We start from the raw sequence: 26571 nt of genomic DNA, 5'->3' as shown, positions 1-26571 counted from the left end.
CCATCACCCCCACCACGCCGGTCCAGACGGCCGACACGGAGGCCTCCCCTTCCCCCTCGCCGGAGGCTGCGCCCACCACCTCGCCCGCGGCGAAGTTTGACTACAGCCAGCCCGCCCCCGAGACCGCGGCCGTGGATATGAGCTACTTCTCCGACGCCCTCTTCATCGGCGACTCCCGCACCGAGGGCCTGCAGCTGTACAGCGGCATTGAGGGCGCCACTTTCTTCTGCTACAAGGGCATCACCATCTTCGACGTGATGAAGGACGATCCCAAGAAGCTCATCGACATCGACGGCACGTCCTACTCCATTGTGGACGCCCTGACCCACGAGAGCGGGAAGTTCAAAAAGGTGTACATCTCCCTGGGCATCAACGAGCTGGGCTACTACGATGACCAGGGCTTCCACGACAAGTTCGCCGCCCTCATCGACCATATCCGGGCCACCCAGCCCGACGCCATCATCTACCTGCAGAACCAGGTGCCGGTGAACCCCACCCTTTGCGCCAAGAACTGGCCCTCGTATGTGAACAACGACAAGGTGGCGGTGTACAACAGCATCTTCTCCCAGCTGGCGGTGGAAAAGGAAGTGGTCCTGGTGGACGTAGCCACCGCCCTCAGCACCCCCGAGGGCATCCTGGCCCAGGAGAACACCGTGGACGGCGTCCACTTCACCAAGAGCTGGTATCAGGAATGGCTGTCCTACCTGATGTGCCACACCGTAGACCCCGATACATTAAGTTGAATCGATAAGGAGAAATCACTATGCGTAATCTGATGGTCCGTCTTTTGGTTCCGGCCCTGCTGCTGGGCGCCCTGCTGACCGCCTGCGGCGGCGGCGGAGAGAGCGCCGCCAAGCCCTACGATCCCGCCTCCACCGCCAAGGCCCTGCTGGACTCCTCCGCCTTCTCTGAGCCGCTGGAAGCCATGAAGCTGGATCTGGTGTGCGGTCCCCTCTATGACATCGACGCCGCCAACGTCACCGACAGCGCGGTGTACACCTCCCTCACCGCCGGCGCCGAGGAGATCGCGGTCCTCACACTGAAGGACGAGGACACCGCCAAGACCGCCCTGGAGGCCCTCAAGACCCGGGTCAGCGATCAGACCGAGGCCCTGAAGGACTACCAGCCCGAAGAGGTGGCCAAGCTGGACAAGGCCATCGTGGAGCAGAAGGGCAATTCCGTGCTCCTGGTGGTGGCGGCCGACGCCGACGCCGCCCAGGAAGTGCTGAACGGACTGGATTCATAATCTTTCATATTTATGTGCCGGTAAAAATTTTTACCGGCACTTTTTTTGCGTGGAATTTTTCTTGTTTCCTTCCCTCCGCTCCCCCTTTTTCGTCATTTCGCCATAGTTTGCTCCCTTTTTATGCCCGATTTCTTCCATCAAATTCAGCTAAAATCAGGAGTTTACATGATATTCCTCGATTTCTATTGCTTTTTTTCGTATAAATGGTATAATTCCATTTAGCTGAACGCTTTGTAGGAGGAATGACACATGGCCAACGCGCATAAATACGTCTATCTATTCTCCGAGGGCAACGGCTCCATGCGGGAGCTGCTGGGCGGCAAGGGCGCCAACCTGGCGGAGATGACCAATCTGGGCATGCCGGTGCCTCAGGGCTTCACCGTGACCACCGAGGCCTGCACCCAGTACTATAATGACGGCCGGCAGATCAACGACGACATCCAGGCGCAGATCTATGAGTATCTGGGCAAGATGGAGGAGATCTGCGGCAAGAAGTTTGCCGATCCCGAGAATCCTCTGCTGGTCTCCGTCCGCTCCGGCGCCCGGGCCTCCATGCCCGGCATGATGGACACCATCCTCAACCTGGGCCTCAATGATACCGTGGTGGAGGGCCTGGCCAAGTTCACCGACAACCCCCGCTTCGCCTACGACTCCTACCGCCGCTTCATCCAGATGTTCTCCGACGTGGTGATGGAGCTGACCAAGAAGCGCTTTGAGGAGATCATCGACGAGGTGAAGGCCGAGAAGGGCGTCACCCAGGACATCGACCTGGACACCGACGACATGAAGCGTCTGGTGGTCCTCTTTAAGGAGTTCTATAAGAAGGAAAAGGGCGAGGACTTCCCCCAGGACCCCAAGGTCCAGCTCATGGAGGCCGTGAAGGCCGTGTTCCGCTCCTGGGACAACCCCCGCGCCAACGTCTATCGCCGCATGAACGAGATCCCCTACGACTGGGGCACTGCCGTCAACGTGCAGTCCATGGTCTTTGGTAACTCCGGCAGCAACTCCGGCACCGGCGTTGCCTTCACCCGCAACCCCGCCACCGGCGAGAAGGCCCTCTTCGGCGAGTACCTCATCAACGCCCAGGGCGAGGACGTGGTGGCCGGCGTGCGCACCCCCTCCCCCATCAGCAAGCTCCACGAGGAGATGCCCGAGGTGTACGACCAGTTCGCCGCCATCGCCAACCGCCTGGAGCAGCACTACAAGGACATGCAGGACATGGAGTTCACCATCGAGAATGGCAAGCTCTACATGCTCCAGACCCGTAACGGCAAGCGCACCGCCGCCGCCGCCCTGAAGGTGGCCGTGGACCTGGTGGACGAGGGCATGATCGACGAGCAGACCGCCGTCTGCCGCGTGGAGCCCAAGCAGCTGGACTCCCTGCTGCACCCCCAGTTCGACCCCGAGGCCCTGAAGAAGGCCGCCGTCATCGGCAAGGGCCTGGCCGCCTCTCCCGGCGCCGCCTGCGGCCGGGTGGTCTTTACCGCCGAGGACGCCAAGGAGTGGCATGACCGGGGCGAGAAGGTGATCCTGGTCCGGCTGGAGACCTCCCCCGAGGACATCGAGGGCATGCAGGTCGCCCAGGGCATCCTGACCGTCCGGGGCGGCATGACCTCTCACGCCGCCGTGGTGGCCCGCGGCATGGGCACCTGCTGCGTGTCCGGCTGCGGCGAGATCGTGGTGGATTACGACGCCAAGCAGTTCACTCTGGGCGGCAACACCTACCACGAGGGCGACTGGATCAGCCTCAACGGCTCCACCGGCAACATCTACGGTGAGGCCATCCCCACCGTGCCCGCCGATCCCGGCTCCGGCTACTTCGGCCGCCTGATGGGCTGGGCCGACAAGTACCGCCAGCTCAAGGTCTACACCAACGCCGACACCCCCCGCGACGCCGCCCAGGGCCGCGCCTTCGGCGCCCAGGGCATCGGCCTGTGCCGCACCGAGCATATGTTCTTCGAGGGCGAGCGCATCAAGGCCATGCGGGAGATGATCGTCTCCGATAACACCGAGGACCGCAAGAAGGCCCTGGCCAAGATCCTGCCCTATCAGCAGGGCGACTTTGAGGGCATCTACGAGGCCATGGAGGGCCTGCCCGTGGTCATCCGCTTCCTGGATCCCCCGCTCCACGAGTTCCTGCCCACCAAGGAGGAGGACATCGCGGAGATCGCCCAGGAGATGGGCCTGACCGTGGAGAAGCTCCACAACGTCATCTCCTCCCTCCACGAGTTCAACCCCATGATGGGTCACCGCGGCTGCCGTCTGGCCGTCTCCTACCCGGAGATCGCCGAGATGCAGACCACCGCTGTCATCAACGCCGCCATCAACGTGCAGAAGAAGCACCCCGACTGGACCATGGTCCCCGAGATCATGATCCCCCTGGTGGGCGAGGTCAAGGAGCTGAAGTTCGTCAAGGACGTGGTGGTCAAGACCGCCGACGCGCTCATCGCCGCCTCCGGCCTGGACATGAAGTATGAGGTCGGCACCATGATCGAGATCCCCCGCGCCGCCCTCACCGCCGACGAGATCGCCAAGGAGGCCCAGTTCTTCTCCTTCGGCACCAACGACCTGACTCAGATGACCTTCGGCTTCTCCCGCGACGACGCCGGTAAGTTCCTCAACGCCTACTATGAGCACAAGATCTATGAGTCCGATCCCTTCGCCCATCTGGACCAGAACGGCGTGGGCCGCCTGGTGAAGATGGCCGCCAAGCTGGGCCGTGAGGCCCGCCCCGACATCCATCTGGGCATCTGCGGCGAGCACGGCGGCGACCCCACCAGCGTGGAGTTCTGCCACGGCGCTGGCCTGGACTATGTGTCCTGCTCCCCCTACCGCGTGCCCATCGCCCGCCTCGCCGCCGCGCAGGCTGCCATCAAAAATCCGAGGAAATAAGATTTTCGGATTGTCTATAATTTAATATATAGTGCCCTCTCAACCCGAAAAGTTGGGAGGGCACTATTTCTACTCACGGTGAGGAAGCCGGGTTGCTTTTGTTTTTTTGCAAGAATATAATAATTCTTGAAATCAGCTCAGAATTTGATTTCTATCAGGGGGAGGATTTTTTATGCCGTATGTGGTATTTGATTCTGGTATTGATTTTGGTTCTCGTTATTTGACTCCTGAAATCGCGTATTTTTTGGGCGGTATTTGTGCTGCCAACGAAAAAGTCACCGTAGACAATGACGTATATTGGGTTGCACCTGTACGCTATAATTATGGCTATGCGACACATGTTGAAATCGAAGAACATTTTGATAATGTTCGGCAGCTCTCCATGCCGATGGGTGGACAAACCTTAATGAGTGAGAATATTCATGGGACAAACTTAGATTCTGGGAAATTTCGTTTGCCTGGTTTTGGTAGTTTTTTCCGAGCTACTACACTTACAAATATTTCTGATCTGTTTACGGGGTTGAGACCTGCACTCGAAGCATCCGAAACCGAGGTGCAGCACGCCTTTATTCTTGGCGCATTCGACGGAAGAGGATCTATCGACATCGATAGGAGCAAGTATACCATTCGTTACATTGTGTTGGATTGCCCTCTGCCGGAAATAGGGGACTTCCTCGCGCATATTCTGGATGTTTGTGATTTTGAGTATAATTATAATACCGCTCGTGACCGTGTGGAAGGAGGAGAACCGCGAAAAGCGCAGCTAAGAATCAAAGATGATCAGAAATATATGCGCGAGATTGGATTCATCTCGTCCAAACGATTTAATCTGATTCTGGATGCGTATACGCATACCTTCGCAACCACTAATGTGGTTAATGGCCCATCGCTTCATGGGCAAAAATTGCTTCACGTGAGGTAAGATTATGGCACAAAATATTATATACTATGGTCCTCCGGGCACCGGAAAAACATATTTGCTACAATCCATGCTTAATGATTACACTGATTTTGACATTACGGACGCGCAAATTATCAGTGCTTACACAAGAAACAGCAAGGAGTGGCTGCTGATTGCCTTAATTATCCTCCAGAATAAAGGAAAGATGCAGGCCACAGATATCCAAGCAAAAGTAGATTCTCTGGTTCTGAGAACTCCTGTTAGGGTTTCCTCTGTGCTTGAAAAACATCAGATTTCACCATCCCCCATACACGCTCTCCGTGAAAATCCTCGCATTTTCTTTGAGGTTTCATTGGGAACAGGGTGGTATGTTGATCGAATTCGCTTATTGAAACATGATCCGCACTTTTTTGAAACATATCTGAGCACGTCAGACGTTGATAAAAGATATTCCTTTGTGACCTTCCACCAATCCTTTTCTTATGAGGATTTTATTGAGGGAATTCGTCCGACTTATGATGCAGCTACACACACGATTGACTATTCCCCAAAACCGGGAATCTTTAAATTAATTTGCGAAAAGGCTATCAATCATCCCGAAAAAGAATACGCGATTTTTATTGATGAAATCAATCGCGGAAATATTGCCGAAATTTTTGGTGAGCTTATTAGCTTGATTGAAGTCGATAAACGAAAAGGTGAAGCAAGCGAGTTGTCTGCTGAGTTGCCCTATTCTAAAGAGAGATTTGTAGTTCCAAATAACCTTAATATTTTAGGCACAATGAATTCAGCGGATAAATCAATAGCTAATATCGATATCGCTCTACGCCGGCGTTTCTCTTTCGTGCCGATGGCTCCTGACTCAAATATCATCCTGCGAGAATTGGAAATTGCAGGAATTGACGCACACAATGTAGATGGTATCGATCTTATTGCCCTCTTTGAAACAATTAATAAACGCATTGAAATATTGCTCGATGCCAATCATTTGATTGGACATGCCTACTTTATGAGTGTCCGCACAAAAGAGGATATTGCCATAATCTTAGCACAGAAGATCATTCCCCTACTGGAAGAATACTTCTATGATGATCTGCAAAAAATTCAATTAATTTTTAATGACTTGGACAGCGATGGAAATCTAAAGCCAACCGCAATTTATCAAAACTCAACGCTATCTGTGGATACGCTGTTTCCCTTCACTGGAGAATATTTATTGGATGACAAAAAGAGATTCTTTACAAGATCTCCAATTGATGATAACGCTTTGAGACAGATTTATGAGGGAATCACACCATGACGGTCTCAATAACTGAGTATGAGCGCCTATCCGTAAGGAATACCAGAGACCTTTCTAGGAAGCAAATATCCAAAGATGATGCAGTTTGTTTACAGTCATTAATCGTCGATGATGTTCCTATTTTCAAATGGGGGAATCGCTGTCTCATTGCCCAGCATTGGGTTGGTGTTATTGATTTGCCAGAATTTTCTGTTGAAATTTTACCTAAAATCGCAGGAATGCATTCTCCTGACGAATTAAGGAAAATTTTGACCAGAATGCTCTTAATCGCACATCAAGCCAATTCCAGCAAAAAGTTTCGTGGTTCGATTGCGCCTCAAAAAGATTCCTTGGTTGAGATAATAATCGATATTTTTCTTTTATCGCTGGAAACGTATCTCGATCACGGTTTATTGAGATCGTATCAAAAGGTAGAGAACAATCTACAAGCAGTAAAAGGAAAAATAGTAATTAGCAAACAGATTAATCGCAATCTTCTAACCCCCACAAGATTTGTCTGTAAATATTCTAAGTATATTTCTGACAATCCCTTAAATCGATTTTTCAAAGCCTGCTTGTGGGAAATGAAAAAGCGAAGCCGAGATTCCGCCAATATTAAGCGTATAAATCAGTTTCTTTCTCTGTTTGATGAGATTCTACCAGTTTCCCCTAAACAGGCGTTAGTTTACCGAATTTCATTCAATTCCACAAACGCTATTGCCGAAGATGCATACCGGTATGGAAGTCTTTTCCTTCAAAATCGGTTGGCTACTTTAAATGCAGGAACTGTCCCAGTAAATGCTATGTTGTTTGATATGAACGATCTCTACGAGTTGTTCATTTACAAAGCTTGCCGTAATATTTGGGGACACCATGTTTTTTACCAAAAAACCGGCAGCCATTTATTGCGCAATTCCGGAACAGGGAAAAAATTTATTAATCTTAGGCCAGATATTACAATATTTGACTCCTCTACGAAAACCATTATTGACACAAAATGGAAACTGCCAACCAAATTTGTTAAAGAGAGTGACATATATCAAATGAACGCTTATGCCACTGCAATTCCTGATGTTGATCGCGTTTTTTTGATGTACCCTCACACAGAAAACGACACACAGTTTGTAGGCGATTTTTCTTTTGTCTCAAATACTGGGGCGCTATGTCCTCTTCTCATACGGACTGTAGATTTGTCTAAGTGTTTAAATTGGAAAGACTTCTTGGCTCACATTAAATCAATCGTAAGATGAAAAAGGTCAGCACCCCTTTGTAGGTGCTGACCTTTTTTATTTACGCATATCTTCAAGAATTGCTTGAGCAACCGCAGCAGCGAGCATAGGTGGCACTGCGTTTCCTACTTGTTTCATTTGAGAAGTTTTTGAACCATAGAAATGAAAAGTATCAGGGAAAGACTGAATACGTGCAGCTTCGCGTACAGTTATGGCACGATTCAAATAAGGGTGGGTAAAACACCCAGACGATGGTGTATCAAATCGGGTGGTAATTGTCACCGAGATATCATCTTGTTTCATTCGGGTCCAAGTACCACTGTAAATGGATTTTGTCAAATGCTCTTTAGGCAAGCATTCTTTTCCGCAATTAGGAGGAATTAAGCGAAGTCTTTCAAGTGCGATCTCAGAATGTTTGGTTGCTTTATGGTTAAATAACAACTCACTTCCCTGTCGCATTTTTCTTTGATAATCTGACTCTGGAGAGGTTATATATTCTTGGATTTCTTCGCCTTCTCCGGATTCAAGATATGCCAAATCACTAATGGCATCCCAAATTGTGGTTCGCCTTTCTATTACCTTTGGAAGTTCAACCGGATCTCCTTCGGTATGTTTTCCGATAATAAATGCCCTGTTCCTGTTTTGCGGAACTCCAAAATCTGCGGCACACAGGACTGCTGCGTTTGTTTTGTACCCTAAAGCAGCAAACATACTCTCAATTTCTTTTTTAAAATAGCCATTTTCTGTTGTGAGCAAATTTGGCACGTTCTCCATCACGAAATACCGAGGCTGTACATTTGCAACAACATTGACAAAGTATTTAAATAAAAAGTTTCGAGGATCATTGATGGTTTTTCTTTGCCCTTTTTGGGAGAATCCTTGGCAAGGTGGTCCACCAACTACTAAATCGGTCACACCTCGATAAGGAGCAAATGTTTTTTCAATGGGGAGCTTAGTGATATCCTCGACGATCATGTTAGGATTTTTTCGGTTTTTAATATAAGCTTCGGCAATAGATGGATCATATTCATTTGCTAAAACGACTTCAAATCCTTTGGATTCAAACCCCAATGAAAGTCCGCCCACACCTGCAAATAAATCAATCATTTTCATAGTGTTTCGCAAACCACGCTTTCTAATCTGCTTTTGCTAATGTTGTAATATTCTTCGTTTATCTCAGATCCGATAAATTTGCGTCCCATTTTCACAGCAGCCACACCAGTGCTCCCACTGCCCATAAAAGGGTCGAACACAATATCTGAGGGATTTGAAAGCAATTCTATCATTTTTTCAAGAAGAGCCACAGGTTTTTGGGTTGGATGTTTCCCAAAACTACGCTCCCCAGCAGGAGTAACGGAGGTTTCAAAAAAATCATGGACAGCCTTTCCGTTATTGTTAAATACTCCTGTATGTTTTTTATATACAAAGTAAATCCATGCTTCCGTGGAGTTAATAAAATGCAGGTTCATATTGCGGGGCATTGGATTCAGTTTATGCCAGATTCCAGTTGTTTTATAATAAAACCCATGCTTTGTTGCAAGTTTAATTATGGTTTCTACCTTGATGATAGACATAAATACAATGACAGAGCCGCCATTTTTTATTACTCGCGATGCCTCTGAGAAAAAGTTGTCCATCGACACCTCCCACTCATTGAAATCCAGATCATCCCACCCGGCAGCACCAAAAAAATTGTCGCGCATTTGCTTCAAGTTTGTAGCACGCTCTTTCATAAACTTCCCTAAATTATAGGGAGGGTCCGTCAGGATCAGATCGACAGAGTCGCTATCCATACGGCTCATAGCTTTAATACAATCTTCATTAAATACCAAGTATGGCTTATTCATCATGACTCTCCTCACGCACTTTTTTAAACTCCATGATGTCTGCAATATTACAATCTAAAGCCATACAAATTTTTTCAAGAGTATCGCTACGAATGGTTTCGTTATGACTCAACTTGGCCATAGTTGCAGAACTGATGCCGGTCAGTCTCTGGAGGTCCTTTTTCTTCAGATCTTTATCAATCAATAATTTCCATAATTTCTTATAGCTTATAGGCACAGGATCCCCTCCTCTCTGGCTCGGATACTTTTATAAGTATATCATATCTTTTTTACAAGTAAATATTTTCTTTGCGATTCTAAAATTATCATTTAATATTATAAAGAACTCACAAAAGGCGCCCGAAAAAACAGGCGCCTTTTGTTGCTGCATATAAAAGTGATTATCGGTCAAGTTCACGGTCGATTGCGCGGTTCACAAAAGCATTAATACTCTCTCCATTTTGCGCGGCTTTCTCTGCAATAATCGCTTTTTTCCCTTTTGGAACAGCAATATTGATTCGATCATATGCCTTTTCATTATACCGGTTGTTGGCTTTAATCCTAGCCTCGCTGTTTTTCTTTTCGGCCATGTTCCCGCCCCATTTCTCTTTTGTTGCTCCCATTATATCGGCAAAAAATACACTTAACAAGTACAATTGTACAGTTTATCAAAAGAATACACTTAAACAGTGTATATTGTGCCAATAGAATGTACTTAAACAGTGTAGTATGATAATAGCGATAAAAGAGAAAAGGAGAATCAGATCCATGAAAAAGATCCCTATTCACAACGCGATCAATGATGTGAATCTCTGGTATGGCATAGCAGACAGTCATGATACGTTCCCTTATATGCTCTGTGAACTCTGCGACGATTCTATCAGCAGTATGGTCGCGAATCAAACCGAACAGCGAGAGATCGCCATCACTTTGCAGGAGTGTGCAGCTGAGAACGGGCAAGGAGATATCTACGTTCGCGTAGAAGATACCGGCGCTGGTATCAAAAATCTGGATGCCTGTATGACATACGCCTCTTCGGCTGGCGCGGAAACACCGCTTAATCGCTACGGCGTAGCACTCAAAAAGATATTAGCCACATTCGACCCAGAGAACGCGCACTGGGCACTTTTTACCCGCACCCAAGAAGAAGTATCCAATGGGACATATCGCCGTGTACACGCTCCCTATCGCACGTCAGGGATGGCCGCAGATATCTGTGATATACAAGAAGATCCCTGGCCGGGGAGATTCGACGCCTCAGGGACCTATGTCAGCTTTCCTTGCAGCAGAGCTTTGTTCAACACCTCGGGGAAGGGTTATCCCGGCCATGATATCTCCTTTATCACTCTTGTGCAGTGTATCAGAGAAGAACTTGCTGTTATCTACGCGCCCTATCTTCGGGCAGGATTCATGATCAATATCCATATCCATACAGCAGAGGGAAAACGTCGCTCTTACCGTGTGCGGGCATTGGAACCTGTATGGCATTCTACGCAGACACCGGATCAAGGTTCCTGCATCCTTGACCTCGGGGCTGGACCAGTCCGTGTTCGATATCACTTCGGAGAGATCGATAATCATCCTAGTACCGCCCGATATTTTCGGAAGAGTTTTTCAAATGCTGGGGTCATGGTATATGAAAATGGACGTATGATCGAACATCACATTTTCTCTGCGATTTGGGGCAAAGACCATCCCCAGCATAACGGTTTTCTTGCAGTGATCGAGCTGGATGTATCAGATGGCGGTACAAATGATGCGCTTCCACCGCCTGTGCCGACCAAAGACAAATTATTCTATGGAGACTATCGTCTGGCAGCTTTGTATGATTGGATTCGTAACCATTGCCCAAGGCCAGCCACTTACAAAAGCTCAACACAGACCAAGCGAGAGGTATTGCTCTGCGAAAGACTAGCCAAGAGATTTAGAGAGAAATATGGACCACAAGCCACGGTCCTTACCCAGATGCCCGTGTACAACTTTATCGAAAAATCTCCACCATTGATTGATATCTATCTTTTTACTGGCTCTCAGCTTATCCTCTTTGAGTGTAAACTCCATGTCAGCCAAGAAAAAGATGTTTTTCAACTTATCATGTATCATACCGGTGCCATACATGATGGCCTACGCCCCGACAAACTGGTACTGCTGGCTGAGCGACACTCCCATGGCACAGTGCAACTGGCCGACTACCTCAACACCTGCAAGGATACGAATGGAGAAAACTATCATATCGAATTGAAACGCTGGAAGGATTATGGCCTATAAATCTGGGAACTTGCTGCGGTATTAGTCCCCATCGACGAGCCAGCGTTCAAAATCTTCGAGGGTGATTTTTCCGGCGGCGCATTCATCGCGCTTTTGGCGGGCTTCCTTAGACCACTCTTTGAACAACTCTTTACTCAGTTTGCCAGCGGACATACGGGAATGGAGCGTCTTATAGGCTCGATTGAACACCTTTTCAGCCGGACTATCCTTACGCTTTTCACGAAAAGTCATGGCTGGTGCGATCTGGCGGCACGTCTTTCCCGTTTCATCTACCATTCTATCGCAGTATTTTACGTTACTGCGTCCTGTGGCAACAAAATACTTCTGACAATTCTCGCAACGCTTGAAAAGGATGTTCTCTTTTAGATACTGGAAGAACAAGAAGTTTCCAATATCCTCAGGCATCCTTGGATGAAGGACCTCGGCCATTTTATAGCTCATCGGTTCCCCCTCTTTATATGGCCTTGCCGGAACGGGTTCTCCACTTACATCCCTATATAAAAGCGTATCCAGCGGGAAGTTTTCAATGTAGCGTTCAGTGGCAGAAGCTCCGTTTTTGGATGTTTCTTCAAAACAAACGCCCACTATATCCTTCACTCGCTCACGAAGCCGCTGATAAGAACGCCCTATTTCACAAAAATAATCTATGGGATAGGGCGTTCCATCCGGTCTGCACATTTTGCTCTTGTAAGCAGTCACGATTTCCTGAACAAGGTAGAAATAGAAAAATTGGCTCTGAGCTGCTTGCAACAGGAGATAGAGTGGGACCCAACGAGCAACATCGTTCGGAGCTTCCAATATCTGTTTTACATGACTATCCGATTCCAGCAGCGCCCCGACGATTCGTTCATAGTCTGGGTCATACAGAAAATCGATCATGCTCTGTCCAAGTTCAAACACCCCGACCTCGAAGGGGGTACCCTTCTCTTTATCGCTCAGACAGGCTACAAAAAAGATCTCGTCATGTTCCTGCGTGTATAATCCCATCGACAGCTTATCGGGATAACGCCCAAAAAACTCTATGATATCGTTATGTAAAGACATAACAGGCCCTCCTTGCGGGTCGTTAAGGAAAATTACGATTTATTATTCGCAATTTTCTTGACTTTTGAAATTTTTGATTTTAAAATAGCAATAGGAAATCTTGCGATTATTGTAACGCGATTTTCCTAAAAGTTCAAGTGAAGGAGTGACAAAATGGGAACGAATCGAATCATAGACCCCGGTATCGTCCGCGGTCAGCAATGGAAAGAAGCCCCCGACGTGCTGACTGCTGCACAGCTCGTGCCGCTTTTGCATATCAGCCAAAGCAGCATATATGGGCTGATGAATGTCCCGGGATTTCCGACGTTAAAAGTCAAAGGTCGGAAATTCGTCTATAAAGACGCGCTACTGCAATGGCTAAACAGTTATCAGACTGGGGGTGCCGAAGATGATTGATAACTCTGGCACCCCATGGAACAAAAATGCGGCTGTTCCGGATCCCGCTGTTGGCGCAGCGAGGGAACAGCCGCTTAGCCCTAGCCCTCATGACAGAACCAGGTCCTCATCTACTATACCATCATGGACCCACGAATTCAATTATGAAGCACCTGTGCCCTTGGATTCGATCGATGGAAAGACCCTCATGAGTATGGAGATCCCGCCGCTATGTTATTGCATAGAACCGATCCTGCCCCATGGTCTATTCGTATTGGCTGGGCCACCTAAGGCAGGAAAATCATGGCTCGTACAGCAGATATCTTATGCAGTAGCTACGGGATATGGTCTATGGGAATTTCCTTCGGTAAAAGGCGACGTGCTTTATATGGCGTTGGAAGATACATATGCACGGCTGCAATCTCGATTTGAACATTACGGCTCGATAGATGGGATGGAGCATATTCATTTCGTGCTGCGCTCTAAGACGATCAACGATGGACTGATACAGCAGATCTGTGAGTTCATCGCTGCACATTCAGAGACTCAGCTCGTTGTCATAGATACGATGCAGCATATCCGTAGCAATGTCAATGACAAGAATATGTACGCTGCCGATTATGAAACCATGAATCGATTTCGGGAAATCATAGAACGATATCGCGTCACCATCATCCTTGTGACCCATACCCGCAAAATGGAAGATAACGATCCTGTCAATATGATCACAGGAAGTACCGGTATTTCTGGCGGCTCCGATGGGATGTGGGTGTTGCTGCGGGAGAAGCGAACTGAAAATAGCGCCACGTTGACGATATCCAATCGTGATACACCCTCTTTCGAGTTTTCCCTCACATTTGACGACACCTTTTGCTATTGGTTAAAAAATGAGCGGCAGGCTCCTGCCCTGCGGCAAGAGGACCACCTGATCTCTGCGCTTCTCGCTCTTCTGGCTGAGAACCAACACTGGCAAGGTACCTCTTCAAAATTGTTAGAAGAGCTTGCCGCATTTTCTCCCGAACTTCAAATGACCCCGGCCACACTCTCCAAAAAGCTGCGCAGCATAGGCCCTTCTCTTCACCAGCAGCACGGGATAATATTTAATTCCGGGTATAGCGGTAAAGAGAAGATCATCAAGCTGGATATCGTGATACCAGCTTGAACCGTCGACACCAACGGTGTTGTCGACGGTATGGATAGTTGGGCAAAGCAATGCACCGCCGACGGCGAATACCGACGGTCACCGCCGACGGTGGCGACGGTGTCCAACTATCATGACCAACGGTAACACCGACGGTGTCGTTGGTAGCTGACCGCAGTCAGCAGCCCCAGAGGGTGCAGGGAAACTTCCCTGCCATACTACTTATGCAATAAGTATAGTATGTTACACTTTGCCCGTAATCGCTGGCCCCCGTTCTCATTTCATGCAAAGTGCGCCTTCCGCAGCCTTGGCCGCGATAGGGCAAAGTGTCATACCTCCGCAGTAAAGGAGAGTGAACACGAATGGGAGAAAATTATGCTATCCTTCGTTTTGAAAAAATGAAGCGTGGCAGTGGTATCCATGGTATCGAAGCACACCATGAACGTCTCAAAAAGACCTATACCAGCAATCCAACAATAGATATAGACCGCATAAAAGATGATTATCATCTGATTAGACCGTCAGCTCATTATCGTCAGGAGATAGAGGAAAGAATCTCCAAGCTGAATACACGAATCAGAAAAGATAGTGTCGTCTGTATCGATACCATCATCACAAGTGGGCCAGAATTTTTTGAGGGTAAGTCCCCGGAAAAGATAAAAGAGTTTTTTACTGCTGGTTGCGATTTTATCGCACAGAAGGTAGGTCGCTCCAATATCATTTCTGCCGTTGTACATATGGATGAAAAAACACCCCATTTACACATGGTGTTCGTCCCCATCACATCCGATGGCCGACTTTCAGCCAAAGATATCATCGGCGGAAAAAAAGGATGCGTCACATGGCAAAATGAATTTTTTGACTGTATGAGCGCACGGTTCCCGGAGCTATCTCGAGGACGCTCTGTGGAAGAAACTGGCCACAAGCACATCGAAATGTCCGAACTACGCAAATCCAACAAGATGAATGGTATCGTCAATGAGCTGGAAAAAAGTATCGACAGTACCCACCCATTAAACGTGCCTGCGCAAAAGAAAAAGATGCGAAAGCTCACACAAGAGCTGTACCCATTAGGACGCGATATCGAGATCACCGTTGCCAATATCCAACAACAGGCTCTAGAAGCTGAGGAACGCGCTGCCGCTGCAATGCAGGATCTTTCGCGAGAAGCTGAGCGGCGATTCGCTTTAGAAGCCGAGTTGAAGTCTGTGCGAGAACAAGCGGAATCCGAAAAGAGAGCGATTCGAGAACGAGCTGCCGCTGAAAAAGAACATCTGGAAGCTGCCAATCGTGCATTACAGGTAGAGTGTTCAAAGTGGCAGAGGGAAGCGCAACGAATCAAAGCTGTTTTGGCCTCCCTACCGACTCAGCTCAAAGCGCAAATCAAAGAGTTTCTCGACAAGGTACGCGAAGCTGCTGCTCCGCCGGTTAACAACACATCTGTGGACCCACGTTTGACCATGGAAGAATGTGAGCGAATGCTTGATCGAATGCAAGCCGCTGAGCAAAGAAGCGCCACACCAAGGGTCCCTTCACACCGGCACACGAAACAAATGACACGGTAAAAATCAGAAAGGATGGATCTTATGGATATCCACGTTACAGATATCGAGTTTGCAATCAAAATGATCGCCGCACTGTACGCACAGGGTTTGGTGAATGCGGCTACATACAATAAGGTCCTGCAAAAGTATACGGGAGCTAATGCAGCATGATAGCCCGGACGATTCAAGGAAGGAGCGATAATACGACATGGGGCCACCTGTCACACCACTGCGTAGAGTGGCCATCTACGGTCGTGTTTCTACGGAACACGAGGCGCAGCTAGCAGCCTTTGAGAATCAGCAGGCATGGTATGAGGGTATCGCTAAACAGCACTCCGATTGGATCATCGTGGAGCGATACTATGATGAAGGCATCACGGGAACAGCAGCTCAAAAACGGCCTGCATTCATGAGTATGTTGGAAGCTGCCCGGCACGGGACCTTCGACCTTATCGTTACCCGTGAGGTATGCCGTTTTGCCCGTAATACAGTAGATACGTTGACTGTTACCCGCGAATTGAAAAAATTGAATGTAGAAGTCTATTTTGTCCAAGACAACATCTGGACTATGGACGGGGACGGCGAGCTGCGGTTGACAATTATGGCTACATTGGCACAGGAAGAAAGCCGTAAGATATCGGAACGAGTATTGGCCGGCCAGCAAGTCAGCCGAGAAAAAGGCCGCTTATATGGGAACGGGAACATCTTGGGATACGACCTGGTCTCAGGTACATACCAGATAAATCCTGATCAAGCCTATGTGGTCCAGAAGATTTTTCAGTTATATTCAGAAGGGTGGGGATACAAGCGCATTTGCGGTGAGCTTCTCCGATTGGGATGCAAAAACGCCCACGGAGAAGTATCATGGAAAGTGGATGGAATCGGCCGTATCATCAGAAATGCGACTTATAAAGGGTATATCTGCTATAACAAGTCCCACAGCGACGGATATCTGACCCAAAAGCGAGTTTATCATCGAGAAGAAGAGTTCGTATACATCAAAGGCGATTTTGAACCCATCGTCTCGGAAGAACTGTGGCAAAAATGTTCTGACATTCGCCGCAAACGCAGTACCCGTTGTGTTGGGCCGGATGGCAAGATGCAGAAGTATGGGCGGAAAGAGCCACAATCTGTCTGGTGTACCAAACTGCGATGCAGCTGTGGCTCTGCTTTTCGGAAGTTTTTGTGGCATATCAATGAAGATGGTAAAAAGAGCTACGGATATGAATGTTACCGACAAAAGCGTACAGCCAGTGCGCAATATCTGATATCCCACGGACTGGACCCGTCTCTGATATGCCAATCGAAGAGCATCCCCTACTGGCACATCGACCTTATGGCTCGCGATGTATTCCGTATGGTCTGGAGGGACCGGAAAGACGCAGTGCTTTTGACCTATCAGATGCTGGAAGAATGTGCGACTAAAGATAGCGAGACTTACACAAATGCACTCAGCTCCAAAGAAGCTCAGATGGAAAAGTTGCAAAAAAGTCTGGAACGCCTGCGACGGATGTGTGCGATGGGAGATATCACACGCGAGGAATTTCTCTCCGATAGTGCAGCGATACGAAGCGATATCAGCACCCTCGAATTACAAATCAAAGATTTACGCACGACCGCTGATCAACAATCTGCCGCATTTTCGCTTGATTTTGCTCGTATCCGGGAAACGCTGGACCGTTGGATCGATTTTTCTGGCCCTACCATATCCGACGCATTGATCGACCAATTCATCTTACAAGTGGTGTTGATTGACGATGATACGTTCAACTGGACCTTGGACCTTTCCAGCGATAAAGGAGAAGAACAACCGACAGCCAGCCAAATCGCTTTAGACTTGTACCGGCAGCAGAAAAGTTCAAGCTCTGGTGTTCCCATGGACAGTATGTTGTCCAACCATATCACGGATCCTCACGAGCTTTTTTCTTTTACCATTTCTGCGGACGAGGCAGCTGCTTACTGTAAGAGTATAGGGATGAAGTTTTTTCGAAAAAAATGGCATGACAAGAAAGTAATAGTCAGTATATAAGGAAAAAAGATGACCACTTGTACAACGGTGCAAGTGGTCATCTTTTTGTATTATTAAATTGATGTCTTATGATATAATAGAGATACTGAAACCGAGGAGGTACAACATATGGGCACAACCTTTGATTATGGTGTATCTGGCTACACTGAAAAAGCTTTAGTCGAGACACTGAATGATCTCGTTCAACATGTAGAAAACGAAGTTGTAGAATTTAAACTTGCTGGTGGCAATTTTGATTTGCATAAACTTGGACAATACTTTTCTGCCATTAGTAACGAAGCGAATCTTCGGAATAAAAAATATGGATGGCTCGTTTTTGGGGTACATGATACTACTCATGAATTTTGTGGTACGAACTATAAAAACAATCCAGTATCTCTGGAAAAATTAAAGCTTGACATAGCAAAAGAAACGACAGGGGCCATTACCTTCATGGATATTTTTGTGGTGCATCCACTTTCTCCTGATGGCAAACCTGTTCGTATTATTATGTTTCAAATTCCAGCTGCGGTTATAGCTATTCCTACAGGATGGAAAAACCGATTTTATGGTCGTGCGGGTGAATCTCTTGTTGATTTGTCACAGGAAAAAATCGATAGAATTCGTGGTGAACGCAGGTCTGATTGGACCAGAGAGATTGTTAATGATGCGTCGTTATCACATCTAGACACTAATGCGATTTCAATTGCTCGAGCCAACTACAGGGAACGACTTTCCAATGCAGCTAATCCTAACGCGGTTGAAGAATTTGATAAAATGGATGACTACCAATTTTTGTCTAAGGTCAAACTTATCAGAAATGGAAAAATAACAAAAGCTGCATTTATTTTGCTTGGAAATAGCGACTGCTCGGATTTTTTTGAAGTTCCGCCGCAAATTATGTGGAGACTTTATGATCATAGAGGTAATACAATCGATCATGAAATCTTCGATATTCCATTTCTGTGTGCTATAGATTCAGTTTATAAAAAAATCCGTAATCTGACATATCGCTATATGCCTAATCAGCTTAGTTTGTTTCCGACAGAAACTCAACAATATGATTCATGGTTGTTACGTGAGTTAATCAATAACTGTATTGCACATCAGGATTATACTGCGGGTCGAAGGATATATATTGATGAATTTGAGGATCATATTGTAATATCAAATGCAGGACAATTTCTACCGGGGAATATTAAACCTGTATTAGAGCCAGCATATGCACCACCTTATTATCGAAACCCACTTCTTGCACAAGCAATGGTCCATTTCAAAATGATTGATACTGCATCGATGGGAATTCGACGGGTTTATTCCATTCAAAAAGAAAAGTTATTCCCCATGCCAGACTACGATTTGTCAAGACATAACCACGTTCGTGTTACGGTTTATGGAAAAGTTTTAAATGAAAACTACACAAAAATTCTTTTTGAAAACCCTGATATGGATTTAGATACAGTATATTTACTTGACAAAGTTCAGAAAGGGGAAAGCATTAGCAGATCTGAAGCTACGGTATTGAGAAAACTTGGATTGATTGAGGGAAAAATACCAAAGCTATTTATTTCTGCGACAGTAGCAGAAGCCCTAGATCAAAAAGCCCAATATATAAAGAACAAAGGGTTTGATGATCAGTATTATAAACAACTTATTGTCGATTATCTGAACAAATGGGGCAAGGGTCAAAAACGTGACTTTGAAAAATTGCTGTTTGATAAATTGCCGGATTCTTTAACATCTGCACAAAAAAATAACAAGCTCCGAAATTTGCTGTCATCGCTCAGAATGGGTGGCATCATTGAAACGGACTCTGAAAACCATCAGCGTTCCAACTGGGTGTTGACTAAAAAATGAACTTTTTAATCCCTAATCAAGTATTTAAGCAAGCCTAAGCAAGGTCTAAGCAAGATCTAAGCAAGCTTGCTTATGGAGGAGACATTTACTTTCCTCTCATTATCCTTTGCCGCTCAGGCCGCGATCAAGAATCCCCGTCAGTAAAAAGAAATAACTCAGAAAAAGCCTTCCGTTCTCAACTGAGAACGGAGGGCTTTTTTTGTGTCCCCGTGAGGGGTTTGGATTGCATCGGTTGCGGTCCACTTTTTATGGGTCAGGTAAGAGAGTTTCCGTCCCCGTGAGGGGAAAGCTCCATCTGCGTGGTACAATACATCATCAAGTAAAGGACTATGTTTTCGTCCCCGTTTGGGGTAGTGAAAGGGTCCACGCCGGATGCGTGCTCCGGTTACCGAACCAAAAATTGATGACCTACGCCGCCCATACCCAGGGCGGTCTTGATGCCGATCCCGGCGTAGCCAGAGAAGTACAGCAGCGCATCCGTGAGGGTGCGGTGGAATCCGGGCAGACGGGTGCTGTCCAGGGTCAGGCTCCCCACAAAGCCAGGAATGTGGTTCCCCTTGAGAAAATAGCTCTGGTCCCGCAGCTGATAACCCCGGCACAGCAGCCCCGCCGCCATGGCCTCCATGCCCTCGCCGTCCCCATCCTCGATGGGGCAGCCGGGGAAGCAGCCGTTCCACTGCTTGATGAGGCTCTGGAGGATGAAGCGCGGGGTGGGGAGGATCTGATAGACGCCCCGGCTCTTGAAGGCGGCCGGGGTCCGCACCGTCAGTCGGTGGAGCCCGCTGCACCAGGCGGAGCGGACAAAAAGCTCCTCCACATCGGCGATGTGGTCCCAGCTCCGCCGGGCCACGTGCAGCGTCACACCGTCTTTTTTCAGATGGTATGCCTCCCGCGCCTCCAGGACCGGGGCCAGGGCCGCCTCGCTCTCCCCGCCCAGCAGGGTCACCCGCCACACCAGGCGCTCCCCCTCCCGGCTCAGATACTGGCTCACCGGCGTGGCGCCGTCCCGGTGGGAGGCCGCGCCGAACTCGGCGGGCGCTCCCTCCAGCAGGGCGGCATACAGAGGATAGGCCCACTCCGGACGGCTGCGTACGGGCCCCTGGGGGTCCAGCGTCAGGGTATAACGGGTCAGCAAGGCCGCATCAGCTCCTTCTCTTCCTTGTAGAATTTCAGCTGGTTGCTCCGGGTGCTGGCTCCCACCTGCGTCCCCTCCCGCAGGCGCAGGTAGCTCAGAGACACGTCGGCGGGGATGGGCAGCGGGGTCTCCCCCGTCTCCCCTGCCCGCTCCGGCACCACCTGGCCGTAGGGCCGCAGCGCCGTGTTCCGGAGCTGTGCCCCCGTAGTGCAGGGGGCGCTCATGTAGTAGTCCAGATAGGGCTGCTTCATGGCGGCGAACATATCCCGCTCATGGAGGAAATGGAACTCCACACTTTTGACGGCATGCGTCATGTCTTCGGTGTAGAACATCCGGTACCAGTTCCGCCGGGTCTCGTTGGCGCTCTTCCCGGTGTGGCACTGGGTAAAGTTCAGGATCATGGAGGTCAGCTCCAGGAAGGAGGACTCAAACGCCAGGACATCACCGGGCTTTCGGATGGTGGTGTCCTCCAGAAAGTCTTTCAACTCGCTCTGCTCGTCCTCCTCCGTGGGAGTCTCCAGACTGACCCCGGCGGGGCTGTGCCGCTGCTCATAGCGGTGGGCGTCCACCTTCCGCTTGCTCAGCAGATGCGCGAAATAGTGGGAAAACAGCGCCCGCTCCGGGTCGAACTTCTCCATGGCCTCCTCAAAGGCGTCCAGCACCCACATCTCCCCTGACTGGTCGTAGAGTTGGAAGGCGAGGGTGAAAATCTCCCCATAGAGGGCCTGACGGGCGGCCTCGTTGCCCTTCGGGTCCAGACGGGCCCACTGCTCCGCCGCCTGGTTCAGACGGGATTCCTGGGTCTTGCGGTCCATGCGTCCACCCCCTTACAGCGCCAGGACCCGCTGGATCACCGCGCCCGGGTCCGCCACGCCCCGGTCGGCCAGCACCCGGACGATCTCGTCCAGCCGCACCAGGGCCGTCTCGTCGTACACATAGGCCCGCCAGGTAGAGGGGTCCCGGCTGGGACGGTCGATCTGGCCGTAGACGATGCAGGTGATGGAGGTGTTGCGCTTGACCCGATAGGCGTACTGCACCGCCATACGCACCGCCATGGACAGGGGCTTGGTGCCGAAGGTGATGCAGGCGAAAAGCTCGTCCTCATCCTCCGCGTGGGCGATGAGCTTCTGGAAGGTGGCGGCGTGGGCGGATACCGACTCGTCGGACGGCACCGTGACCTCCTCCACCCCCGCGCAGGTGAGACCATATTTGCCGCACAGCGCCTCCAGCTCCTGCCGGAGGGCCTGACAGTTGGCCCGGCCCACCTCCGAGTCGGCCACCACCGCGATGACCTGGAAGGGCTCCCCCGGCTGGGCATAGCCGTGGACGGCGGTCAGGATGGGAAAGCTGGTCTCCTCCTCCATCCCCAGCCGGGTGTTGCCCACCGGCTCATAGCGGTACCGGCTCAGCATGCCGGGGACCTGCAGGGGGATGACGGTAAAAAACTTCTTCATGGGATTACTCCTTTCCGCGCCGGGTCCGCAGGTGGTCCAGCCCGTTCAGAATGGCCTGGCGCATCTGCTCCAGAGTGATAGTCTCCAGAGGCGGGTACCCGTACGGCTCCAGATAGTCCATCAGCCGCTGCTGCTGGGAGGTGCCGGTGTCGTTGGCGTGGTTGGCCAGATTGCGCAGGGTCTTGATATACAGATAGTCCCGGGCGATGGTCTCAATCTGCTCCATGGGGCAGAGCACCTCGTAGCCGGAACCAGGCAGCAGTTCTTCCAGGTGCTGAAGGGTGGAGACATAGTCCGCCTTCATCGGCTCGACCGCGGCGTCCTGCTCCAGCAGCAGCGCCAGGTATTCCCGCTTATAAACGCCCACATTCCGCAGCATCCCCTCGGGAGCGGACGCCTTGTTTTTGAACTCGGCCAGGGGTGCCAGGAAAGCCTTCTCCGGCGGCAGGCGCTCCGGCCAGTCCGCCCGGAAGCTGCCGCCGTCCGGGTAGGCCAGTCTCAGAATCAGGGCCAGGTTTTCCACCGCCCGCCCCAGCTCCGGTGGAATCTCGGCGGGCTCTCCCTCCATGACCCGGAGGATCTCCTCAATATGGGCAGGGACATAGCTCCGCAGCACAGGAGTGCGGTCCACATTCTCCGCTGCCACAGGGCGGCTGCCGGAGAGCATAAGAAAGCCCTTCAGGAGCTGGACCGCGTCGGGGTCCTCGTACTCCTGGCGGGAAAGCTCCGGCGCCAAATTTTCGTCCCAGCGCAGCAGGTCACCCCGGGTCATGATGAGCCTGGGGATGCGCTCGGTGTACACCGTCAGGGCCTGCTGGAGCATATCGCTCTCCACGCACCACCGGATGAGGCTCACCGTGTTGAGCTTCTTGCCGAATTTCTCCCGGAAGGCGGGGATCAGCGCCCGCATCAGCGGGTCGGCGCAATCCCTCGCCATCTCCAGCGCCTGATTGAAGGCCTTCATCCGCTCCCCCAGCTGGTTGGTCCGGCAAAGGGTGATGGTCTCGCTCAGTTGTTCCAGGGCGGTGAGCAGACCACCCACGGCCGGGTCCGCGGGGCTTTGTCCATAGTAGGTCCGCAGAGTGCGGGCGCTTCCAAAAGAGGAGAGTTCCTGCATCCCGCCCACCAGGTCAAAGAGGCCGATGAGGTGGGAGATGTCCTCGATCCGCTTCTGGGGGAAGTTACTGTACACCGCGTACACCGTGCGCACCCCCACATAGGACAGCACCCGGCTCAGGAGCAGCAGGTACATCACAGCGTTTCGGAAGCCGCCGGTGGTTTCCAGCAGGATCTCGTCTCCCGCCTGTACCGCGCTCAGGATGGCGCTCAGCGGTGCGCCGTTAAAGTCCTCCCCCTCGCGATAGGGGATGCGCCGGAGTGCCAGCCTCGGCCACGCCGGCTTGAGCATATCACAGAGGTAGCTATAAGCCGGCTCCGCCTCAGGCGTGACGATGCACAGAATCTCCGAGACCTGGGGATAGCGCTCCAGCAGGCAGCACACCGGCGCCTCGTTGGTCTGGGCGCCCTCCACCGTGCTGCCATCCGGGCAGAGGTAGGCCGCCCGTTCCAGCGTCCGGGGCAGGCTGCTCACAAACAGAATGATTTTGGTGGCCATATCGTCCCTCCGCTCTCAGAATTTGCGCCCGTATTTGGCCAGCAGGGCCGCCAGAGCGTCTGAGCTCGCCGCCTCTTCTCCTTCGGCGTCGCTCCGGCGCATCTGCGCCACACTGGGCAGGGGCGCGCTGAGGTTCTGGTACTCCTTGCCGTTCAAATCCAGGTAGGAGACCTCGCGCCCCTCCCGGATCGTCCGCTTGAGGAAGAAAAAGTCCAGGATCTCGCCCTGCTCCTGAATGGGCCGCCGCTCCTCATCCTGCCCAGCCAGTTTCTGGCTGGCATAGGTGTGGTAGGCGCGGATGTATCCCTCCACCGCGTCCGCGCCGCTCTTTTTCAGGGAGCCGCACAGCCCGTCCGGCGTGTAGAGCGCCTCCGGCTCCACCTCCCGCAGCGCGGAAATGGTCACCTGCATCCGGCCGTAGCCGTAGGGCTTGCCCATGCCGAGGGTCTGGAAGCAGCCCTCGTCCAGCCGGATGGCCCACAGCAGCAGGCCCAGCTCGTCCGCCGTCAGATTTTTGTAGCGGATGGTGCCCCGGAACACGCTCCCCCGGTCCAGAGGGCGCAGGGTGGAGCCCACCCTGTCCTTGCCCTCCGCCAAAGGCGTGGCTTCCGCCTCTTTCAGCCAGTACTGCTTGTAGCCCCGCAGGCGGAAGTCCTCCTCATTGTAGTGCTTGCCCTTCTCCACATAGCCGGCATAAAAGCTGGGCTTGGGCTCGCCCAGGACGGTCTTGACCAGCGGCAGTTCCCTGGCCTTCCCTTCCAGACGAAAGTCCCCGAAGGACACCCGGGAGCGGTAGGTCGCCTGGCCCCGGGCAAAGCCCAGGACCGCGGAGGGGTAGTCCAGCCGGAGCGCCCCCTGTTCCCGGTGGCGCTGGGGCAGTCCCCGGGAGAGGGGGTAGCGGTAGCCGATGCGCAGGAAGCGGGAACAGCCGAAGTACAGATGCCCCTCGTGGCGGACATAAAAGACCGGCTTATGCTCCCGGCCCTTGGGCAGCGCCCAGAAGGCCGCGGGGCGCAGGACGTTCCTCCGCTTTTCCCAGTCCACCGTATAGGACATCACATCCTGCGGCGGCACCAGCAGGGCGCGCTCCCGCGGGTCTTCCGCGGGGAAGAGATAGAGGGCATTGGGCTGTTTCGCCACGGGCCTGCCGGTGTAGAGCAGCAGACCGCGCTTGGAAAACTCCCCTTCTCCGCCGATCCGGGCCACCTTCTCGCCCGAGAGCTGATAGGACACCGGCACCACCCGGGCGTCCCGATTGCCGAATTTCTGTACATCCGGGTGGCTCCGGGAGATGCGGTAAAAGGTCCGGATTGGCCGGATATAATAGCTGCGCTTGTCCCGGTACAGATAGCCCGCATGCACATGGTTCGGGACCTCAAAGGAGGTTTTTGCGCTCTTGTCGGCCTTCTCCAGACCCAGCGCGGTCCGATAATAGGTCTTGAGCGGACCGGCTACGCTCTTTTTGGCGTCCGCTATGGCCCGAAAATAGCTCTGCACGTCGTCCAGATCCTCCCCGGGCGCACCAGGACGAAGCCCAGGATCTGCATGTTCTCCCGCACCAGGCCCCGCACGGTGGAGCCGGGGATCTGGTAGGTCCCGTCCGGCCCCCGGAAAAAGTGGGGGTCCGGCTGCCCGTCCGACACAAAGACCGGCGTCTCGGCCTTCAGCTCCACCTGGATCTCGCCGCTGTGCAGCGCCGGGTCGATGCGGTCGTGGCGGGGCAGCTCCCCGGGGGTTTCATAGCGGATGAGGAGCTTTTCCGAAAAGGGCACAAAGTTATAGGGCGCGCGCGCCTTATTTCCCTCCATGCTCTGCCCCTCCCTTCCAGTCCGCCAGACGCACGGCGGCGATGTAACACTGGCCGTCCTCGTCGGCGTCCAGGATCTGATGTACCGTCAGCTCATTCCCGAAGAGGGCCTTGTTCTCAATGGCGTAGGTCTCCGCCAGGACCCGGTCCCCCGGCTCCTCAGCGAGGACGGCGGCCTGCAGCTCCCCCTCCCGACGGAAGAGGCGCACCTCCTCCGTGGGGCCGAACAGCCGGGCCTCCACCAGCTCCTCCAGCGGAAGCTCCCCGGGAACCGGTCCCAGCGACACGCCGCTCAGGGTGCAGATCCAGCCGTAGGGCAGGGCGCTTCCCCGGCGCAGGGCCTCCTGCACGTTCAACTTTTCCCGTCTCACGCCTCATCCCTCCTTACCGCGTCCAGCCACCGGGCGAAGAGCCCGCTGGGGTCTTCCATGGTGCAGCGCCGGTCCTGGTCAAAGCGCAGGCAGGCCTCGGCGCCGTCGGGTGCCTGGGCCCGGATGGTGTCCACCGCCAGATAGCCCCGGCCCACCGCGCCGCCGCTGCCCAGATTGTAGAGCCCCAGCCCCAGGTCCCGCAGGGCGTAGAGCAGCAGGCCGCAGCCCCGAGCCTCCCCCTCCGGCAGGGTGATGCGCAAGGTGATCTCGCTCCGGATGGGCTCCTCCACAAAGAGGCCCTGCCGGATGACGCCGCCGGTGAAGCGGTTGATGCGGATGCGGCTGATTTCCTGACTTTTGCCGGAGAGCACCGCGTCCTCAAACCGCACCTTGCCCGGAAGGCCGTTGTCCGGGTTTTCGCCTCTCCGATTCATGCGGCCGAAGAGTTCCTCGGTCACGGCCTTCTCCATTCCAAGCAGCTCCGCGATGGCTGTCACCCGGGCCCGCACGGCACCCTTCACCGAGGAGCCCGGCAGGATCGCCCGGCCGTTCTCCCGGAGGGGAACGGTCACATTGCGG

Annotated in this window: 26 protein-coding genes; 13 read left to right on the top strand and 13 right to left on the bottom strand. The window is 51.8% G+C overall.

The features are described 5' to 3' along the window. The 6 genes from B5G43_RS10815 to B5G43_RS10795 form a co-directional block, all read left to right on the top strand. Positions 1-743: GDSL-type esterase/lipase family protein (locus tag B5G43_RS10815; RefSeq protein ID WP_087261144.1), on the top strand; the 743-nt coding region annotated here is incomplete at its 5' end. Between the two features lie 20 nt (positions 744-763). Further along, positions 764-1246, top strand: coding sequence for a DUF4358 domain-containing protein (locus tag B5G43_RS10810; RefSeq protein WP_087261143.1), 483 nt, complete (start codon positions 764-766; stop codon positions 1244-1246). Positions 1247-1495: 249 nt separating this feature from the next. Next, on the top strand, positions 1496-4138 hold the full coding sequence (gene ppdK, locus B5G43_RS10805) for a pyruvate, phosphate dikinase (RefSeq protein WP_087261142.1): 2643 nt from the start codon (positions 1496-1498) through the stop codon (positions 4136-4138). A gap of 172 nt (positions 4139-4310) precedes the next feature. Beyond that, the gene (locus B5G43_RS17095) at positions 4311-5060 is read left to right on the top strand and encodes a hypothetical protein (RefSeq protein ID WP_143382858.1); all 750 of its coding nucleotides are present in this window, start codon (positions 4311-4313) and stop codon (positions 5058-5060) included. A gap of 4 nt (positions 5061-5064) precedes the next feature. Continuing rightward, positions 5065-6339 carry an AAA family ATPase gene (locus tag B5G43_RS10800; RefSeq protein WP_087261140.1) on the top strand — a complete coding sequence of 425 codons (1275 nt, stop codon included), beginning with the start codon at positions 5065-5067 and terminating at the stop codon, positions 6337-6339. Next, positions 6336-7568, top strand: a complete 1233-nt coding sequence (locus tag B5G43_RS10795) for a hypothetical protein (RefSeq protein WP_087261138.1) — start codon at positions 6336-6338, stop codon at positions 7566-7568. The genes B5G43_RS10800 and B5G43_RS10795 overlap by 4 nt, the downstream gene beginning before the upstream one ends. A 36-nt stretch (positions 7569-7604) precedes the next feature. Here the strand turns inward: B5G43_RS10795 and B5G43_RS10790 are convergent, their stop codons facing one another. From B5G43_RS10790 to B5G43_RS10775, 4 genes are all read right to left on the bottom strand, one after another. Beyond that, positions 7605-8660, bottom strand: a complete 1056-nt coding sequence (locus tag B5G43_RS10790) for a DNA cytosine methyltransferase (RefSeq protein ID WP_087261136.1) — start codon at positions 8658-8660, stop codon at positions 7605-7607. Beyond that, positions 8657-9394 (bottom strand): site-specific DNA-methyltransferase, encoded by a 738-nt coding sequence (locus B5G43_RS10785; protein WP_087261134.1) that lies wholly within the window; start codon positions 9392-9394, stop codon positions 8657-8659. Before B5G43_RS10785 ends, B5G43_RS10790 begins: the two co-directional genes overlap by 4 nt. Beyond that, on the bottom strand, positions 9387-9611 hold the full coding sequence (locus B5G43_RS10780) for a helix-turn-helix transcriptional regulator (RefSeq protein WP_087261133.1): 225 nt from the start codon (positions 9609-9611) through the stop codon (positions 9387-9389). Before B5G43_RS10780 ends, B5G43_RS10785 begins: the two co-directional genes overlap by 8 nt. Before the next feature lie 163 nt (positions 9612-9774). Continuing rightward, positions 9775-9963 (bottom strand): hypothetical protein, encoded by a 189-nt coding sequence (locus B5G43_RS10775; protein WP_087261131.1) that lies wholly within the window; start codon positions 9961-9963, stop codon positions 9775-9777. Positions 9964-10141: 178 nt separating this feature from the next. Between B5G43_RS10775 and B5G43_RS10770 the strand changes: the two genes are divergently transcribed. Beyond that, positions 10142-11641: a hypothetical protein gene (locus B5G43_RS10770; RefSeq protein WP_087261129.1), complete on the top strand. Its 1500-nt coding sequence runs from the start codon at positions 10142-10144 to the stop codon at positions 11639-11641. A 21-nt stretch (positions 11642-11662) separates the two neighbouring features. Here B5G43_RS10770 and B5G43_RS10765 read toward each other — a convergent pair whose 3' ends face one another. Beyond that, the gene (locus B5G43_RS10765) at positions 11663-12685 is read right to left on the bottom strand and encodes a DUF6076 domain-containing protein (protein ID WP_087261126.1); all 1023 of its coding nucleotides are present in this window, start codon (positions 12683-12685) and stop codon (positions 11663-11665) included. A 153-nt stretch (positions 12686-12838) separates the two neighbouring features. Between B5G43_RS10765 and B5G43_RS10760 the strand changes: the two genes are divergently transcribed. The 6 genes from B5G43_RS10760 (at position 12839) to B5G43_RS10740 (ending at position 19610) form a co-directional block, all read left to right on the top strand. Further along, positions 12839-13081: a DNA-binding protein gene (locus B5G43_RS10760; protein ID WP_087261124.1), complete on the top strand. Its 243-nt coding sequence runs from the start codon at positions 12839-12841 to the stop codon at positions 13079-13081. Positions 13082-13241: 160 nt separating this feature from the next. Next, complete coding sequence (locus B5G43_RS10755; RefSeq protein ID WP_158097412.1) at positions 13242-14222, top strand: AAA family ATPase; 981 nt, start codon at positions 13242-13244, stop codon at positions 14220-14222. 341 nt (positions 14223-14563) lie between these two features. Then, positions 14564-15766, top strand: a complete 1203-nt coding sequence (gene mobV / locus B5G43_RS10750) for a MobV family relaxase (protein WP_087261119.1) — start codon at positions 14564-14566, stop codon at positions 15764-15766. Between the two features lie 21 nt (positions 15767-15787). Further along, positions 15788-15916, top strand: a complete 129-nt coding sequence (locus tag B5G43_RS18020) for a hypothetical protein (protein ID WP_275532318.1) — start codon at positions 15788-15790, stop codon at positions 15914-15916. Positions 15917-15983: 67 nt separating this feature from the next. Next, on the top strand, positions 15984-17774 hold the full coding sequence (locus B5G43_RS10745; RefSeq protein ID WP_158097411.1) for a recombinase family protein: 1791 nt from the start codon (positions 15984-15986) through the stop codon (positions 17772-17774). Between the two features lie 108 nt (positions 17775-17882). Further along, complete coding sequence (locus B5G43_RS10740; RefSeq protein WP_087261116.1) at positions 17883-19610, top strand: ATP-binding protein; 1728 nt, start codon at positions 17883-17885, stop codon at positions 19608-19610. A 385-nt stretch (positions 19611-19995) separates the two neighbouring features. Here B5G43_RS10740 and cas6 read toward each other — a convergent pair whose 3' ends face one another. The 8 genes from cas6 to B5G43_RS10705 are packed head-to-tail and all read right to left on the bottom strand — an operon-like array spanning position 19996 to position 26564. Continuing rightward, complete coding sequence (gene cas6, locus B5G43_RS10735; protein WP_140397534.1) at positions 19996-20745, bottom strand: CRISPR system precrRNA processing endoribonuclease RAMP protein Cas6; 750 nt, start codon at positions 20743-20745, stop codon at positions 19996-19998. After that, a complete protein-coding gene (locus tag B5G43_RS17090) occupies positions 20739-21560 on the bottom strand; it encodes a hypothetical protein (RefSeq protein ID WP_140397533.1) in 822 nt (273 codons plus the stop codon). The genes cas6 and B5G43_RS17090 overlap by 7 nt, the downstream gene beginning before the upstream one ends. Positions 21561-21572: 12 nt before the next feature. Next, the gene (locus B5G43_RS10730) at positions 21573-22199 is read right to left on the bottom strand and encodes a TM1812 family CRISPR-associated protein (RefSeq protein WP_087261112.1); all 627 of its coding nucleotides are present in this window, start codon (positions 22197-22199) and stop codon (positions 21573-21575) included. A gap of 4 nt (positions 22200-22203) precedes the next feature. Then, a complete protein-coding gene (locus B5G43_RS10725; protein ID WP_087261110.1) occupies positions 22204-23814 on the bottom strand; it encodes a TM1812 family CRISPR-associated protein in 1611 nt (536 codons plus the stop codon). Between the two features lie 15 nt (positions 23815-23829). Then, positions 23830-25311, bottom strand: coding sequence for a TIGR03986 family CRISPR-associated RAMP protein (locus tag B5G43_RS10720; RefSeq protein ID WP_158097410.1), 1482 nt, complete (start codon positions 25309-25311; stop codon positions 23830-23832). Next, a complete protein-coding gene (locus B5G43_RS18015; protein WP_087261107.1) occupies positions 25287-25622 on the bottom strand; it encodes an RAMP superfamily CRISPR-associated protein in 336 nt (111 codons plus the stop codon). The genes B5G43_RS10720 and B5G43_RS18015 overlap by 25 nt, the downstream gene beginning before the upstream one ends. Beyond that, entirely contained in the window at positions 25609-25992 is a 384-nt protein-coding gene (locus tag B5G43_RS10710; protein ID WP_087261105.1) for a hypothetical protein, read from the bottom strand. Before B5G43_RS10710 ends, B5G43_RS18015 begins: the two co-directional genes overlap by 14 nt. Then, entirely contained in the window at positions 25989-26564 is a 576-nt protein-coding gene (locus B5G43_RS10705) for an RAMP superfamily CRISPR-associated protein (RefSeq protein WP_087261103.1), read from the bottom strand. The genes B5G43_RS10710 and B5G43_RS10705 overlap by 4 nt, the downstream gene beginning before the upstream one ends. Positions 26565-26571: the final 7 nt, after the last annotated feature.

Source organism: Flavonifractor sp. An92, assembly GCF_002159175.1.
Classification (GTDB): domain Bacteria; phylum Bacillota; class Clostridia; order Oscillospirales; family Oscillospiraceae; genus Pseudoflavonifractor_A.
The sequence above is the reverse complement of the archived record's forward strand: the minus strand, read 5'-3'. Positions and strand labels throughout refer to the sequence as shown.